Consider the following 15,790-nt stretch of genomic DNA (forward strand, 5'->3'; position numbering starts at 1 on the left):
GCCGAGGACTGTTCTCTCCTTACGCAACACGAGTGAATCAGCAGACTTTACCGCTCGTTGAGGTGGTGAGACTCATACGGTCTGTGGACGGATCCGGCGGCCGTAGGGGAGGCCGTGGCGGCGGGCACCGGGTGAAGGGGCACCTGCATGTTGAGGTTGGGGAAGTCGCCGGACGTGCTCAGGGTCCGGACGCATCGCCGCTGTGGGAACAGGGCGGCTGTCTGGGGCGCGCTCGGTGCAGCACGTCTTGTCGGAGCAGTGCCGACCGACCCGGGCGGTGGGCAGGCGAGTGTCTGGCGGCGCGGATGATGTCCCTCGGACCGTCCGTCGGCTGCTGGGTGTTGACCCTCTCCCTGCTGCTCCGTGTCTGGCACGCGCGTGGGCGGGTACGGACGCGTCTGCTGCTGTTGGCGGGTTCCGCGGCCGCCGGGGTTGTCTATCGGACCGCAGTTGCCATGCTGTCGGCTCAACCGGCGCAGGCACTGGTTCCACGAGGGTTGGCCGGTGTGGCGGTGGTCGCCGGAGTGACGATCGCGGTCGGGCTGGGAATGGCCGGTCTGGTGGTCGCGGCCGATGCCGGTACGGGTTGGCAGGCGTGGCTGCGGCGTGTGCTTGACGGGGCCGTCATGGCCGGGGCCGTGTTCATGGCGGTATGGGTACTGCTGGGCAGGGCTGGTGATGGCTGGCGGCTGGAGACGGGAATGATCGGCGTCCTTTGGACCTCGGAAGTCGTGTTCCTCAGTTTTCTGCTCGCTCTGCGACGTCTCGTACGGCGCGACCAGCAGCCCACTGTGTGGGCAGCGATCGTCGGACTGTCCCTCCTGCTGACCGGCGACACCCTGCGACTGTGGATGATCGGCCCACATGGCATCGAGGCGATGTCTTCGCAGTGGGCCGACGTCTGCGATACCGCAGGACTGCTGACTGTCGCTGTCGCCCCTTGGGTGCCCGGCGGGGCGAGCGTCCTGAGCGTCGGCCGGTCGGCTCTGCGGTCGGGGATAGAAGGCGCCGCGGCGTTCATTCCCCTGACCGTCTGCACGGTCACGGCGCTGGGATACGCGCTGGCGCCCCTCGCCAGCGACCCGGTGCCGCTGTTGGTCGGCGGCATGGCACTGCTGTGCCTCTGGGCACGCCAGACCTGCCTGCCGAGCGAGAACACCGCAAAGGATGACTGAGCGCTCGTGCGCCTGGGGCCACTTTCATGGAGCTGCCTCCGGCGTCCTATGGAGCTGCCGCCGGAGACATCCGCAGGTCGTCAATCGGTGCCGCAACGGCTTTCCGCCACGATCTCCTAGGAGTTCCGAGAACCACAGAAGGTCTCCCGGGCACGTCTTCCGGCCGTTCTCCGGAGGATTCCACTCGGGCCCGTCCGTGAAGCATTGACTCACGCCACACCTCTCCCTACGGTCACCACGGCTCGCTCGTCACGATGCCGAGAGAGGGGTCCGCGTTGACGGCCAGGGACACGACCACACGGCGACGACGGGTGATGACGCTCATCGTCGGGTTGTCCCTGCTGGCCGCCGCACCCACGACACTCACCCGATCCGACGCACCCCAGGCACCCGAGATACCGCGGAGCGCCTCCCGAACGTCGCCCTGGACCGGGACCTGGGCCACCACGGCCACCACCGTGCCCAGGACGGACGCGACCACCTTCGAGGATCAGACGATCCGTCAGATCGTCCACACGAGCATCGCGGGGGCCAGCCTGCGCATACGCCTGTCGAACGAGTTCGGCCGGCAGCCGCTGAGAATCGGTGAAGCACGTGTCGCCCGCCGCGCCCAGGGAGCGAAGGGCGCGGGCATCGAACCCGGCAGCGACCGCCCGCTGACCTTCGGCGGCCGTTCCTCGGTGACGATTCCCGCCGGCGAGCCCGCCCTGAGCGACGCCGTCACCCTGCGTCTGCCCGCCCGTTCGGACCTCGTCGTCAGCCTTTACCTCCCCGACCGGACACCGGGATCGACCGTCAACGCCTTCGCGTTCCAGCGCAACTACGTGGCGGCCGGCAATGTCACCGACGCCACGGACATCGAGCCGGTGTCGACCGTCGAGCGCTGGTACTTCCTCACCGGCGTGAGCGTACGGGGACACCGCACGAACGCGCTCTCCTCCGCCGTCGTCGCGCTCGGGGACTCCAACACCGCCAACAGCACCGTGGACACCAACGACCGGTGGACCGACGTCCTCGCCGAACGCCTCCAGCGGCGCACCGGATCTCCGCGTCACGCGGCCGTCGGTGTGCTCAACAAGGGCGTCTCCGGCAACCGCCTCCTCCACGACCCCAACCCGCCCCCGGGCCACGCGGCGGAGTCCTACGCGGCGTACTTCGGCGAGAGCGGACTGCGGCGCTTCGACCGTGACGTCGCCGTTCAGCCGGGAGCCCGGTACCTCATCGTGCTGCTCGGCGTGAACGACCTCGGGCATCCCGGAAACATCGCCCCGCTCTCCGAGAAGGTGACCGCGCGGGACCTCATCGACGGTCACCGGGCCCTCGTCGAGCGTGCGCACGCCCGAGGTCTGAAGGTGTTCGGCGGCACGGTCATGCCGTTCAAGAACGACACACTCGGCTACCACAGCCCCAAGAACGAGGCCGCGCGCCAGGCCTTCAACCGCTGGGTCCGCACCAGTGGCGCGTTCGACGGAGTCGTCGACTTCGACGCGGCCGTACGCGACCCCGCCCAGCCGGACCGGCTGCTACCCGCGTACGACAGTGGCGACCACCTGCATCCCAACGCCCAGGGAAGGGAGGCCATGGCACGGGCGGTCCCGCTGCGGTACTTCAGGTGACTCGCACGCTGCGCGTGGAACTCCTCATGGAGGTTGGGGGAGGAACGAGGCGAGGTGGTTCATCTCACTGACGCGGTGGAAGGGCATGTCGTGGCCGAAACTCGGTCCGGTCACCCTGGCCCTCAGGTGCGGGAGCGTGGAGTCGCCCAGCTTCCGGATGGGCCGCTTGGTGAGCAGTGGGGTGCCGCGGCCGGGGGTCGCGGGGGCGGCAGGTCGAGCAGATCGGCGGTCGTTGAGAAGGAAGCGGCCGCGCATCTCGGAGCGGCGGGTGGGGTTCCCCGGCGTGGGCGACAGCACGGGCCGCTCCAGCCGGGCCGGCTTCCACCAACACGTCCGCTGCACGCAGCCGGCCGGCGTCCGGCTTGCATCGGGCGCCGCCAGACCCCTTGGAGACCAGGGCCACGCGCGCGGGTGCGCCGCCCGGGTTGTCGCACAGCCGGATGCCGTCGCCGAGCAGGACCGGCACGATGTGCAGGTCGGTCTCGTCGATCAGGCCGCGCTCGATCAGCTGTGCTCCGATCGACAAGTTCGAGGCCACGCTGACCACAGGCGACAAGCGTCGGATTTACTTCAGTGCTCCCGCCATGACGCCGTTGACGAACTGCCGCTGGAAGGCGAAGAAAACCACCAGCGGGATGACCATGGAGAGGAAGGCACCGGAGGACAGGACGTCGATATTGGTGCCGAAATGGCGTGTCTGCTGTTGCAGGGCCACGGTGAGTGGGGCCGAGCCGGGGTCGGCGAAGATGAGCGCGACGAGCATGTCGTTCCAGACCCACAGGAACTGGAAGATGCCGAGCGACGCTATCGCGGGCCCGCCCAGCGGAACCACCACTCGGAGGAAGAGCCACAACTCGCCCGCCCCGTCGAGACGGGCGGCCTCCAGCAGTTCCCGTGGGATACCCGCGAAGAAGTTCCGCAGCAGGAAGATCGCGAACGGCAGGCCGAAAGCGACGTGGAAGAGGACGACGCTGGTGATGCTGCCGAAGATCCCGAGCTTCCCGAACAGACTGGTGATGGGCACCAGCGCGACCTGCAGAGGGACCACGAGCAGGCCGACGATGAGCAGGAAGACCCAGTCCCGGCCCGGGAATTCGACCCACGCGAAGACATATCCGGCGAGTGAGCCGACGACCACGACCAGCAGCGTGGCAGGGACGGTGATCAGCAGACTGTTCAGGAACGAATGCGTGATCGCCGAGTTGTCCAGCAGGCTGGCGTAGTTGTGCAGGGTCAGCTGCGCGGGCTTGGTGAGGACCGTCCACCAGCCGGACGCCTGGATGTCCAGCGGCCCGCGCAGCGAGGACAGCAGCAGACCGACGGTCGGCAGCAGCCAGAACAGGGCGACAACCAGCAGGACGAGCCGTGTGGATCCGCCGGCGAGCCGGCGTACCGCGCGGGTGGCAGTGCCCGGCCCCGTGCGGCCGGAGGCGGTGGGGGCCGTGGTCTGCGGGGCCCGGGCGGTCTGAAGGGTTGTCACCGTGACTTCTCCTTTCGGAACCGCTTGATGTTGAGGAACATGACCGGCGCGACCAGGGCGAGCAGGAGTACGGCGAGCGCGCTGCCGGTGCCCTGGTCGTTGCCGCCGCCGAAGGAGGACAGGTAGAGCTGCAGGGCAAGCACGTTGGCATCCTGCTGGCTGGCGCCGGGTGCGATGACGTACACCAGGTCGAAGATCTTCAGCACGTTGATCACCAGCGTGACCAGCACGACACCCAGCACCGGGGCCAGGAGCGGCACCGTGATGCGGCGGAAGACCTGCCACTCCCTCGCGCCGTCGACACGTGCGGCCTCCAGCAGTTCCCGGGGGATTCCGGCCAGCCCGGCAGCGATCAGGACCATGGCGAAGCCGGTCCACATCCAGACGTAGGCGCCGATGATCGACCAGGTGACGAGGGTCGGACCGAGCCAGTTGACGCCCGCGTACTGGGCGGTGAAGTTGGTCGCGGGCAGGCGCAGTTGAATCGGCGAGGTGCCGATACGGTCAGCGGGCAGCACGAACGTGCCGTCCTTGGACGCGGTTGCCGTGGCGATGACGCGCCCGTCGCGCACAGCCTCGACCCGAACGTCGGCCAGCGCCTTCTCTCCCCGGTCGATCTTCCCGGGGGTGCCGCCGCCCGGCTGGAAGTCCAGCCAGACCGTGCCGCACAAGGCGCCCGACGGGCACGAACCCGGTACGGCGGCCTGCGTCGCGCCGGTCAGGGTGCTGGGCTGCACCCCGACCAGAGCCACTGCGGCCGGACCGTCGCCGGGGCTGACGGGTTTGCCGGTGTAGGGGCCGCCGACCGGGCCTGTCAGAGTGCTGCCGGGGCCTGCCACTCTCGGATGGGCCCCGGGGTACGCCGACGCCTTGAAGAAGGTGTCGTGGACACCGGTCGTCACCGCGTTGGCCACTCCCTTGCCGGGGTCCTGGTCGTAGACCAGCCGGAAGATGATGCCGGCGGCCAGCATGGAGATGGCCATCGGCATGAAGACGACCAGTTTGAACGCGGTGCCCCAGCGGATCCGCTCGGTGAGCACGGCGAAGATCAGGCCGAGTCCGGTGGCCGCGACGGGCGCGACCACGACCCAGATCGCGTTGTTCTTGAGGGCGACGAGGGTCTGGTGGTCGGTGAAGATGTCGGTGTAGTTGGACAGCCCGACGAAGTGGGTGAAGCCGTCGGGGCCGAAGAGGCTGCGTATCACCGACCACACGATCGGGTACACCACGAGCGCGCCGAGCAGGATCAGCGCGGGCAGCAGGAAGAACGCGGCGATCCACTTACGGCCTCGGGGTGTCCTCGCGCGGCGGGCGGGTGCCCCCGCCGCCGCGGGGGCGGCGGGGGACGGAGGGGAAAGAGTCTGTGCCATGGCGACTGCCTCAGCCCGCCTTGGCGAACGCCTTGGCGGCGTCCGCTTCGAGCTGCTTCTGCGCGCCCGCGACGTCGGAGGGCTTGGCGAGGAAGTCCTGCAGGTCCTTCCACTCTCCCTGCCCCTTGGTTCCGCCGAAGGCGGCCGGTGCCTGATCCGACATGTCGAACCGGATGTCGTCGCCGGCCTTGATCAGGTTCTTCGCGATGTTCCGTACGGTGTCGTCACGGTAGTCGGAGAAGCCGACTGCCTTGTTCGGTGACAGGAAACCGCCCTGCTGCACGGCGATCTCCCCCGCCTCCGGGGAGGCGAGGAAGCGCATCAGCGCCCGTGCGCCTTCGCCGTCCTTGAGGGCGACCGCGACGTCGCCGCTGCTCAGCACGGGTGCCTTACCGCCGTCCACGGCGGGGAAGGGGAAGACCTTGGCGTCGGTGCCGACCTTGGCCGTGGTCTCCTGGGTGATGTTGGTCGCGATGAACTCGCCCTCGTAGACCAGTGCGGCCTTGGGCGGGTCGGAGAAGACCTGGCCGACCGAGGTGGGGAAGTCGGTCTGCAGCGCGCCCCGCGTGCCTCCGGCCATCAGATCGGGCCGGCCGAAGACCTGGCCCAGTGTGGTCAGCGCCTTGGTCACCGAGGGGTCGGTCCACTTGATCTGATGCTTCGTCAACTTGTCGTACATGTCCGGGCCGGCCTGGCTGAGGTAGATGTTCTCGAACCAGTCGGTGACGAGCCAGCCGTCGGCGCCGCCTATGGAGAACGGAGGAGTGCCGGAGTCGGAGAGTGTCTGACTGTCCTTGAGCAACTGCTCCCAGGTGGTGGGGGTGTCGGTCAGTCCGGCCTGCTCCCAGACCGCGGTGTTGTACCAGAACAGGGACTTGTTGGTGACCTTGAAGAACACCCCGTACTGCTTGTCCTCGTACGTGCCCAGGTCGCGCCAGGCCTTGCTGTAGTTCTTGTCCAACTCCTCGGTCACGGCCGGCTGGAGCGGCTTGAGCCAGCCGGCTTTGGCGAACTGCTGGAGCACGCCGGGCTGGGGCAGCAGAGCCACGTCCGGCGGAGAGCCGCCCTGGATCTTGCTGCCGACGAAGGTCGACACGTTGTCGCCGGTGGGCACGAAGGTGGTCTTCGCTCCCGTCAGCTTGTCGAACCGGGCCAGCACCTTGAGGAAGTTCTTCTGCTCGGCGCCCGTCCAGACGCCGGCCACCTGCAGCTCCTGCCCGTCGAGCTGGGGCAGGTTCAGCGTGGAGGCCTCTTCGGCACCGGTGGTCGCCGGGGTGCCGGCGGCGTCGTTGTCCGAGGAGCCGCAGCCGGCGGCCCCCATCACCAGGACGGCCACGGCCGTCAGTGCTGCCGCTCTGCCATTCATCGGGTCACTCCTTTGTGAAAGACGGAAGGAACATGTAGCGACGGAAACGGAAGAGGGGACGACGGGCGAAGCCCCGTGGGAGGGACAGCGGGGTCAGCCCGTGGGTCCGTCGGCCGCCCACCAGGCGGCGGTGGAGCCGGGGAGGGTCCCGGGCGGGCAGGGACCGCTGGCGATCAGCGGTGTGCCGGGGACCGGGGCGGGACAAGGGACGTCGCTGAAGTTGACGGCGCACACCAGCCCGTCACCGCGGACGAAGGCCAGCACCTGCGGCGGAGACTCCAGCCAGCGCAGCGTCCCGTTGCCGAGCGACGGCAGGCTCGCACGGAGCCGAAGCGCGTCGTGGTAGAGGTGCCAGAAGGAACCGGGGTCGGCCATGAGCCGTTCGGTGGTGTGCGCGGCGAACCACGCGGGCTGGGGCAGCCACGGCTTGGCGACGCCTTCGCCCGAGGTGAATCCGAACGGGGACATGTGCCCCGACCACGGCAGTGGTACGCGGCAGCCGTCGCGGATTCCCACGCGGCTGCCGCTGCGGAAGAAGATCGGGTCGGTGAGCACCTCGTCCGGCAGGTCGACGACCTCCGGCAGGCCGAGCTCCTCGCCCTGGTAGACGTAGGCGGCGCCGGGCAGGGAGAGCATCAGCAGCGCGGCGGCGCGAGCGCGGGCGGCTGCCGCGTACCGGGTGACGGTGCGGACCTGGTCGTGGTTGTTGAGCACCCAGGTGATGGTCGAGCCGGTGTCTGCGATGTCCCGCAGAGCGTCCTGGATGACCCGGCGGAAGGTGGCGGCGTCCCACGGGGCCGTCAACATGTGGAAGAAGAAGGCCTGGTGGAGCTCGTCCGGGCGGACATAGGCGGCCTGCTCGGCCGGGGTGCGTACGGACACCTCTCCGACGAGCAGCCGGTCGATGCCGTCCCGCGCGGTGTACTCCTCGCAGACGGCGCGCCAAGTGCGCCAGACACCGTGCGTCTCGGGCTGGTTCCACGCCAGGGGGTTGACCGTGTCGCGGGCCCGCGCGTCGGCCGCCGGGTCCGGGGAGTCCGGCAGTTCGGGATGCTTGAAGAGGCCGGTGGCCACGTCGATGCGGAACCCGTCGACACCGCGGTCCAGCCAGAACCGCAGCACCTGCTCGAAGTAGCCGCCGACCTCGGGGTTGCGCCAGTTCAGGTCGGGCTGCTCCGGCCCGAACAGGTGCAGGTACCACTGGCCGGGCGTGCCGTCGGGCTCGGTGACCCGGGTCCAGGCGGGTCCGCCGAACATGGAGTGCCAGTTGTTGGGCGGCAGTTCGCCGGCTGCGCCGCGGCCCTCGGCGAAGTGGAAGCGGGATCTGGCCGGGCCGCCGTCCGGGCCTTCGGCCAGGGCCTGTAGGAACCACGGGTGCTTGCTGGAGCAGTGGTTGGGGACGATGTCGATGAGCACCTTGAACCCCAGACGGTGCGCGTCGTCCACGAGGCGGCCGAACTCCGCCAGGTCTCCGTAGACCGGGTCCACGTCGCAGTAGTCGGCGACGTCGTAGCCGTGGTCGTACTGCGGCGAGGGATAGAACGGGTTGAGCCAGATGCCGTCGACACCGAGTCGCTTGAGGTACGGCAGGCCCGCACGGACACCGGCCAGGTCTCCGATGCCGTCCCCGGTGCTGTCGAGGAAGCTGCGGACGTACACCTCGTAGATGACGGCCGTGCGCCACCACTGCTGTCGCGCGGTGTTCTCGGACCGATCGGAGGGGCGCGGTTCGTTCTGCACCGGGCCGTCGTCGACGTACGCGTCGATCATCGGGAAACCGTCCTGGGATGGGCGTGATGGAAACCGGCCGCCGAGCGGGGAGGACGACGGCCGGTGGACAGAGCGCCGGATCCCGCGCCACGGAAGGCGCGTGGGGAGGCGGCTTGGCAGGAGGGGCGATGGAGCCGCGGGGCAGGGAATCCTTCGGTGGGCGGTCCGTGTCGCCCTCGTGTCGCCACACGGGACCGTCCGTCGGCGGGAACGCAAGGCCGTTCGCGGGGCGTGACCGCCCGACGACGGGGGCGAAAGGTCGTCAGATCGCCGATAACCGAGGCAGTGCCGAAGGCGAAGGTGCCGCGAGGGTCTGCGCCGTGGCGTTCAGGGCCGCCCCCATCGCGCCTGCGTACGGACCGAGCGCGGCGGCCAGGAGCGTCACCGGTCCGATCAGCCGCCGACGGTCACGCAGGGCCGACTCGACGGCCGGCCGCATCAGGTCGAAGGCGGGCGCGACGCCGCCGCCCACGACAACGGTCGACAGGCCGAGTTGGGCCAGCACGCTCCCCAGCGCCGTGCCCACGGCCAGGGCGGCGGAGTCGAGGATCTTCCGGGCGGTGGTGTCGCCCGACCGGGCGGCCTCGACCAGGTCCTCGGGTGTTGCCGACCGGCCCTGGTTCGCGGTCGACCGGTCCTCGTTCCTGCTCCTGCTCCTGTTCCCGTTCCCGTTCCCGCGCGAGGCGAGGGCCCGGGACCAGGCGGTCGCCAGCGCCCGGCCGCCCGCCACCGTCTCCAGGCAGCCGCGGGCCCCGCATCCGCACCGGTCACCGCCGGGCGCGGCGGTCATGTGCCCGATCTCGCCGATCCTGTCCCCGGGACCACGCAGGACGGTGCCGCCCAGGGCGATCGCACCGCCTATCCCGGTGCCCATGGTCATGAACACCACGTCGCTGTGGCCGCGCGCGGAGCCCAGAGCGAGTTCCGCCGAGGCGAACGCGCGTGCGTCATTCATCAGCAGGACGGGTTTCGCGGTCGCGCGCTCGAGCGTGTCCGCCAGCGGGAAGCCCTGCCAGTCGCCGTCGATGTTCGGGATGGTGGTGGTCGCTCGCAGCTCCGGGCTCAGATGGCCGGGCAGCGCCACGCCGATGGCCTCGACGGTGCGCGCGGCGGCGACCTCGGCGATGGCGACGGCAACCTGCGCCGGCCCGGCGGCCGGGGTGGGCAGTGTGCCCCGCGCGACGACGGCCGCGTCGGCACGGTGCACCCACTTGATGTTCGTGCCCCCGATGTCCACCCCCAGGGCGGAACCTGCGGGGCGAGGACCGATCCCGGTCGCGACCATGCGAACTCCCTGATCAGTACTGCCTGTATAGACTTAACGGGAAGCTAGGCCGCGTAAATTGTTCAGTCAATCAGTTGAGACGTAAAGAATCAGAAAGATTTGACTGATTTGGTTCGATGCGACCGAGCCCGGACCGGGCCGACGGCAGGGGCCGTAGACCTGTCTAGCCTTTTGACCTCATGAGTGAGGTCAGCCGGGTGAGAGCAGGGCACCGTCGGCTGCCAGTTGCTCCCGCAGTCCGACGGCGTCCACATCGCGGGGCCGGGATCCGGCGGAGACCGCCAGCGCCGCCGCTGTCCCCGCGGCCTGCCCCATGGCCATGCACTGTCCGATGGAACGCACCGAGGCGTGGGCGTCATGGGTGGCCGACAGGCACCGACCCGCGACGAGCAGAGCCTCGACCCCGCGGGGGAGCAGGCATCGGTAGGGCACACCGTAGGTGCGGCCGGTGGGCGTCCGGTCACCGGAGCCGACGTACCGCCAGATCGTCCGCTGTCCGGCGGCGTGGTCCTCGATCGGAGCGCCGCAGAGCGCGATGGCGTCCTCGAACTGGCGCGCCGTCAGGACGTCTTCCCTGTCCAGGACGTACTCACCGATCAGGCGGCGGCTCTCCCGCACACCGATGCGCGGTGCGGAACCGATGGGGAAAGCCTGTTCGTACCCCGGAACCTGCTCTCGGAGGAACCGCGTGTATTCGACGGCCTGACGGCGCCCCTCCTGCTCGGCGGCCGAAAGCTGCCACGGGTCGGTCGGGTCGACGCCGCTCACACGGGTCACGTTGGTGTGGACGACCCCGGGTTCGGTGGTCCGGTGGACGGACCCTTCACGCCGGGGCAGCTTGTACGCTCCCGAGTCCGCGTGCAGGGCCATCAGGCGGTGCAGCTCGGCCGTCGGGGTCGCCGCGGCGTCGACGCCGGCGAGCCGGAAGGTCTGGGTGAGCGGTTGCACGACGCGGTCCTCGGCGGGCCGCTCCAGAGCCGCGCCCGCGCGCCAGGCGATGTCGGCGTCGCCGCTCGCGTCGATGACCACCCTGGCGCGCACGTACCCGGGGCCGGCGACCGTCTCGACAACCACCCCGAGGACGTTCACGCCCTCCATCACCACCCGTGACGCACGGGCGTGGAACAGGACCCGCACCCCGGCAGAGCCGGTGAGTTCGTCCCACACCAGTTTGAGCGTCTCGGGATCGTAGGTGACGCCGGTGCCCGCACCGTAGGTGTTGGGGCGTTCGAAGGCCGCCTTGCGATCGGTGAGCGCCTGGCACACCTCCCAGCCGACACCGCCCACGACGCGATCGCCCGTGCCGGGCGCGTAGAAGCCGTAGAAGGTGTCCAGGACGCTCGCCCCGGTGCCGCCCAGGTGAGCGGCGCCCTCCACGAGCAGGGTGGAAGCGCCCCGACGAGCGGCCGCGACGGCTGCCGCGGAGCCCGCCGATCCGCCGCCGACGACCACCACATCGCCGTCCCACAGCAGCGGATGACGCTCGGCCTCCGCCTGACTGATACGTGCGCTCTGACTGGTGCGTGCGCTGTTCACCTCAGGTGCCACCCTCCGTCTACGGGGATCACCGTGCCGGTCGTGCGGGAGGCGGCGTCCGACAGCAGCCAGAGGGCGGTGTCGGCGATCTCCTCGGGGCTGCAAGCGCGTGCACCGAGCGGCATCAACTGCGGCATTCGGTCCTGGATCGTGGGATCGGTCATGGCGCGTGCGGCCATCGGGGTGTCCACCAGGCCGGCCGCGACGATGTTGACGCGCACACCCCTGGGGGCTCCGGTGAAGGCGGCCGACCGCACCAGGGGGACCAGGGCGCCCTTCGCGCTGGCGTAGGCCGCGGTGAGGAAGTCCTCGTCCAGTGTGCTCGCCAGTGCCGAGCCGATGACGACGATCGACCCGCCCGAGCCGGACAGCTGCCGTAGGCCGGCGCGGAGCAGATAGAACACCGAGTCGAGGTCGACCCGGTGCACTTCGTGCCATGCCTCGTCGCTGCACTCATCCACCGGCCCGTCGCCGAGACGCCGGCCGGACATGCCCACCGCGTGCACGATGCCGTCGAGACCGTCCAACGCCTCGGCTGCTTGCGCTACCGCCGCGTCTGCACCCGCGGACACGGTGATGTCGTGCGTATCGCGGTCGGCCTCGAAGACCTGCGCACCGGCGGCCCGAGCGGCGTTGACACACGCGGCGCCGATACCGCCCTGAGCGCCGGCCACCAGCAGGCGCTTCACCGTGCACCGTCCGCGGTGCGCAGAGCGGCGGCGGAACGGCGGGCGAACTCGAGGTAGGCGCCCTCGAACAACTCGTTGCTGCGGTCCGCGCCGACCAGGCGGGAACTGGTGATGACCGGCGGCATGGCGCCCCGTTCGGTCAGCAGCTCTGCGACCCGGACCTTGATCTCATTGACCACGGCGATCGCGGTGAAGGTGCTCACCGGGCCGACCGGGACGTCCAGGCCGGTCACCCGGCAGATGGCGTCGCCGACCGGTGATCCCAGATCGATCACCACATCGGCGTGGTCGGCGAGCCGGGATCCGCTCGGATGCCGAGCTTCGGCGGCGTGCGTCTCCTGCAGCGACGTGGCCGCGATGACCGGCAGGCCCGCCTTCTTCGCCCCCATCGCCATTTCGATGGGGACGGCGTTGAGCCCGCTGACACTGAAGATGAACATGCTGTCCGAAGGGCGCAGCCGGAAGTTGGCCAGGATCTGGTCGGCGAGCCCCTCGACGCGCTCGATGAACATCGCCTGTCGCTGTCCGTTGGCCCCCACCACCTGGGTGTGGAACGTCATCGAGAGCTCCACCAGCGGCTGGAAACCGGGGTAGGAGCCGTAGCGGGGAAAGAACTCCTCCACCGGCATGCGCGAATGACCGGTGCCGAAGGTGTAGACGACGCCGTCGTCGGCGATCGACCCGGCGGCGATCTGGGCCGCGGCCTCGATCGCGTCGGCCTGGGACTCGGCAATCTGCTCGACGATCCCGACTGCGGTACGGATCCACGAGGGCACGTGCGGAACCTCTCGGTGCGAGGGCAGAGACTGGCCCGATGCGATGCGGGCCCTGCGTAATGAGTGCGACTGAGTATGTATATACAGGTAGTACAAGCCGGACGCTAGGGCGGCGACCGGCACCACGTCAAGGACCAGAACCGGCTGATCTTCGGATCCGACCGAGCACGACGGATGTGGACGCACACCAAGGAACGGCCTATGCTGCAAGGCATATACCGGTATAGACAAAGGAGAAGACGTGGCTCGGCGGCCCATGCCGCGACATGAAGCTGTCGAACGGCACATCCGCAGTCGGATCGCGGGGCTGAACCCCGGAGACCAGATCGAGTCCGACGCGGAACTGTGCGACCTGTTCCAGGTCAGCCGGATGACCGTCAGGCAGGCGACCCAGCGCCTGGTCGCCGAAGGCGTGATCTACCGGATCTCCGGCGTCGGCACCTTCGTCGGCGAACCACAGGTCCACCGCCAGATGGGCCGACTGCGCTCCTTCACCGAGGAGATGGCCCTGCGCGGCATGACCGTGTCGTCGACCGTCCTGACGAGTGAACTGCGCGTCGGCAGTCAGGAGGAGATCACCGCGCTCAGGCTCGCTCCCCAGTCGAACGTCGTGCACGTACGAAGGCTGCGGCTGGCCGACGACCAGCCGATGGCGATCGAGAACGTCGTCATGCCGCCGTCCTGCGCCTGGCTGTTGAGCGAGGATCTGGCCCGTGGTTCGCTCCACCAGGCACTCACCGACAAGGGCTTCACCCCCACGCGCGCGACCGGAACGCAGATAGCGGCCATCGCCACCGAAGACGACGCCGCCCTCCTGGACCTGCCCATCGGTGCGCCCATTTTTGTCGAGCGCCGACTGATCACCACCACCGACGGCACACCCGTCGAACTCACCGAATCCCGCTATGCGGGTTCCCGGTTCGTGTTCCACATCGAACTCGCCTAGCCACTCGGCTCCGACCGCCGGGTGCGTGCCGGATCCCCTCGCAGGGACACCGGAGAGGGCAGTGCCCGGAAGGAGGAACAGCCTTGCCTGTCGTCGAGACCGTCCTGGGTCCTGTCGCCGCTCACGAACTCGGCGACGTGGATGCTCACGAGCACGTCTTTCTGCGCACCCCGGTCAACCCGGGCGACGAGTTCCTCGACACCGAGAAGGCGGCGGCCGAGCTCCTGCGTGTGGCGGCAAGCGGCATTCGTACCGTCGTCGACCTGACACCGGTCGGCCTCGGACGCCGGCCAGGCCAACTCGCCGAGGTCTCCCGCACGAGCGGGATCCACGTGGTCGCCGCGACCGGCTTCCACCGCAGCGCCCACTATCCGGCCGCCCACTGGGCGCGTCACGCCGACGACGCGACGCTCCTCGACGTACTCCTGGACGACCTTCGGGTGGGCATGGACAGTCACGACTGGGACTTTCCGCGCCCCGCACCCAGCCCTCACAAGGCCGGCATCATCAAACTCGGAGCCTCGTACCACCGGATCGACCGCCACGAGGAGCGCTGGTTCGCCGCGGGTGCGGCGGCGGCCCGAAGCACGGGAGTGGTCATAGCGGTGCACACCGAGATCGGGACCGCCGCGCACGCCGCCCTGGACCTCCTGGACAAGCACGGCGTCCCGGCCGGCCGGGTCCTGCTGGCCCACACCGACCGGAACCCCGATCCTGAGCTCCACCTCGACCTGATCGCCCGGGGCGCGCACCTCGTCTACGACACGATCGGACGCATCAAGTACCGGCCGGACTCCGTTGTCCTCGATCTCATCGAGCGCATGGCCGAGGCCGGCAAACTGGGCCAGATCTGCTTGGGGACCGACGTCGGCCGCAAGTCCTCGCTCAGCGCCTACGGTGGCGGGCCCGGCATGGACGTGCTCGGCAGGGACTTCGTCCCGCGGCTGCGTCGGCGTCTGGGCCACCGGGCGGTCGAGACCGTGCTGCGGCACGCCCCCCAGGCGCTGCTGGCCAGAGAGCCCTCCCCCACATGAGTGCCGACCTGCGGGTCCACTCCCAGAACTCAAGGCTCCGAGACGGTCAGCGAGGACAGCCGTGGCTACGACGCGAGGGCCTTCTCCTGGCTCGCCGGCTGCCGGCGTCTCCACCGCCGCCACGAGCACAGAGCCCTGCACTTCCTCGCCTTCACGAGCATCGCCGGCACCCTCAGCTGTCACCGGCGGCTCGCCTGCTGATGTGGGCCCGCGGCAGATATCAGCGGCCCACCGCTCCGCAGAGAGCCGTCGCCCTCGGCATCGATGGCGTGCGTCAGCAGCGTCATGTCGCTGAAGACAGCGTCGCGCTGAGCATCGTCAGCCGCCAACCGGGCCGGGGCCTCCGCGTTGTCGAGCTCGACGCATCATGGGCAGGCGTCCAGTCGTCACTCGCCGAGGCATTCAGCGGTTTCACGGGCGTCGGGCACGTGGGCGACCGGGATGCCGTGCTGAGGACGACACCGGCTTTCGGTCAAGGGCACGCGGTCGGCGGGTGTGCAGCGGCAGTTCGGGCACCGCGGGACGCACGCACGGAGAACTCTCAGATCGGTGTCTTCCTCGCCTGGGCAGCACTTCGTGGACGCACGCTGATCGACCGCCGTCTGTAGCTGCCGGACATCACACCTGCCGTCGTCGCGCGTCGACCCTCCGCCGAGGAACGACAACCGAACCCGCCTGTCCGGATTTTCTTGGTTCGTGTCCGCCAAACTCCGTTAAGACAACCACCAAGGTACCCGAGCGCGGAAT

At 69.5% G+C, this 15,790-nt stretch carries 14 protein-coding genes and 1 pseudogene; 5 read left to right on the forward strand and 10 right to left on the reverse strand.

The window, feature by feature from the left end; translation table 11 throughout:
- Nucleotides 1-506 precede the first annotated feature (506 nt).
- Entirely contained in the window at nt 507-1,175 is a 669-nt protein-coding gene (locus JIX55_RS07770; protein WP_257562533.1) for a hypothetical protein, read from the forward strand.
- A 232-nt stretch (nt 1,176-1,407) separates the two neighbouring features.
- On the opposite strand, the gene JIX55_RS07775 is transcribed toward JIX55_RS07770, so the two are convergent.
- Nucleotides 1,408-1,656: a hypothetical protein gene (locus tag JIX55_RS07775; RefSeq protein ID WP_257562534.1), complete on the reverse strand. Its 249-nt coding sequence runs from the start codon at nt 1,654-1,656 to the stop codon at nt 1,408-1,410.
- Between JIX55_RS07775 and JIX55_RS07780 the strand changes: the two genes are divergently transcribed.
- Nucleotides 1,634-2,791 carry an SGNH/GDSL hydrolase family protein gene (locus tag JIX55_RS07780; RefSeq protein WP_257562535.1) on the forward strand — a complete coding sequence of 386 codons (1,158 nt, stop codon included), beginning with the start codon at nt 1,634-1,636 and terminating at the stop codon, nt 2,789-2,791. The genes JIX55_RS07775 and JIX55_RS07780 overlap by 23 nt on opposite strands.
- Nucleotides 2,792-2,815: 24 nt before the next feature.
- Here JIX55_RS07780 and JIX55_RS07785 read toward each other — a convergent pair whose 3' ends face one another.
- From JIX55_RS07785 to JIX55_RS07825, 9 genes are all read right to left on the reverse strand, one after another.
- Nucleotides 2,816-3,088: a hypothetical protein gene (locus tag JIX55_RS07785; RefSeq protein WP_257562536.1), complete on the reverse strand. Its 273-nt coding sequence runs from the start codon at nt 3,086-3,088 to the stop codon at nt 2,816-2,818.
- A 268-nt stretch (nt 3,089-3,356) separates the two neighbouring features.
- Nucleotides 3,357-4,271 carry a carbohydrate ABC transporter permease gene (locus tag JIX55_RS07790; RefSeq protein WP_257562537.1) on the reverse strand — a complete coding sequence of 305 codons (915 nt, stop codon included), beginning with the start codon at nt 4,269-4,271 and terminating at the stop codon, nt 3,357-3,359.
- Nucleotides 4,268-5,641, reverse strand: coding sequence for a carbohydrate ABC transporter permease (locus JIX55_RS07795; RefSeq protein WP_257562538.1), 1,374 nt, complete (start codon nt 5,639-5,641; stop codon nt 4,268-4,270). The genes JIX55_RS07790 and JIX55_RS07795 overlap by 4 nt, the downstream gene beginning before the upstream one ends.
- 10 nt (nt 5,642-5,651) lie before the next feature.
- On the reverse strand, nt 5,652-7,007 hold the full coding sequence (locus JIX55_RS07800; RefSeq protein WP_257562539.1) for an ABC transporter substrate-binding protein: 1,356 nt from the start codon (nt 7,005-7,007) through the stop codon (nt 5,652-5,654).
- 93 nt (nt 7,008-7,100) lie between these two features.
- Nucleotides 7,101-8,777: a glycoside hydrolase family 13 protein gene (locus JIX55_RS07805; RefSeq protein ID WP_257562540.1), complete on the reverse strand. Its 1,677-nt coding sequence runs from the start codon at nt 8,775-8,777 to the stop codon at nt 7,101-7,103.
- Nucleotides 8,778-9,039: 262 nt separating this feature from the next.
- Nucleotides 9,040-10,062: an ROK family protein gene (locus JIX55_RS07810; RefSeq protein ID WP_257562541.1), complete on the reverse strand. Its 1,023-nt coding sequence runs from the start codon at nt 10,060-10,062 to the stop codon at nt 9,040-9,042.
- A gap of 189 nt (nt 10,063-10,251) precedes the next feature.
- Nucleotides 10,252-11,598 carry an FAD-dependent oxidoreductase gene (locus JIX55_RS07815; protein ID WP_257562542.1) on the reverse strand — a complete coding sequence of 449 codons (1,347 nt, stop codon included), beginning with the start codon at nt 11,596-11,598 and terminating at the stop codon, nt 10,252-10,254.
- The gene (locus JIX55_RS07820) at nt 11,595-12,287 is read right to left on the reverse strand and encodes an SDR family NAD(P)-dependent oxidoreductase (protein ID WP_257562544.1); all 693 of its coding nucleotides are present in this window, start codon (nt 12,285-12,287) and stop codon (nt 11,595-11,597) included. The genes JIX55_RS07815 and JIX55_RS07820 overlap by 4 nt, the downstream gene beginning before the upstream one ends.
- Nucleotides 12,284-13,189, reverse strand: a complete 906-nt coding sequence (locus tag JIX55_RS07825) for an SIS domain-containing protein (protein WP_257562545.1) — start codon at nt 13,187-13,189, stop codon at nt 12,284-12,286. The genes JIX55_RS07820 and JIX55_RS07825 overlap by 4 nt, the downstream gene beginning before the upstream one ends.
- Nucleotides 13,190-13,304: 115 nt before the next feature.
- Here JIX55_RS07825 and JIX55_RS07830 point away from each other — a divergent pair, with 115 nt between their 5' ends.
- From JIX55_RS07830 to JIX55_RS07845, 3 genes and pseudogenes are all read left to right on the forward strand, one after another.
- A complete protein-coding gene (locus JIX55_RS07830; RefSeq protein WP_257562546.1) occupies nt 13,305-14,009 on the forward strand; it encodes a GntR family transcriptional regulator in 705 nt (234 codons plus the stop codon).
- A gap of 83 nt (nt 14,010-14,092) precedes the next feature.
- On the forward strand, nt 14,093-15,043 hold the full coding sequence (locus tag JIX55_RS07835; RefSeq protein ID WP_257562548.1) for a phosphotriesterase family protein: 951 nt from the start codon (nt 14,093-14,095) through the stop codon (nt 15,041-15,043).
- A gap of 419 nt (nt 15,044-15,462) precedes the next feature.
- Nucleotides 15,463-15,648, forward strand: a pseudogene (locus JIX55_RS07845) (transposase); the annotation flags it as partial.
- Nucleotides 15,649-15,790 lie beyond the last annotated feature (142 nt).

This window comes from Streptomyces sp. DSM 40750, assembly GCF_024612035.1.
Lineage (GTDB): Bacteria > Actinomycetota > Actinomycetes > Streptomycetales > Streptomycetaceae > Streptomyces.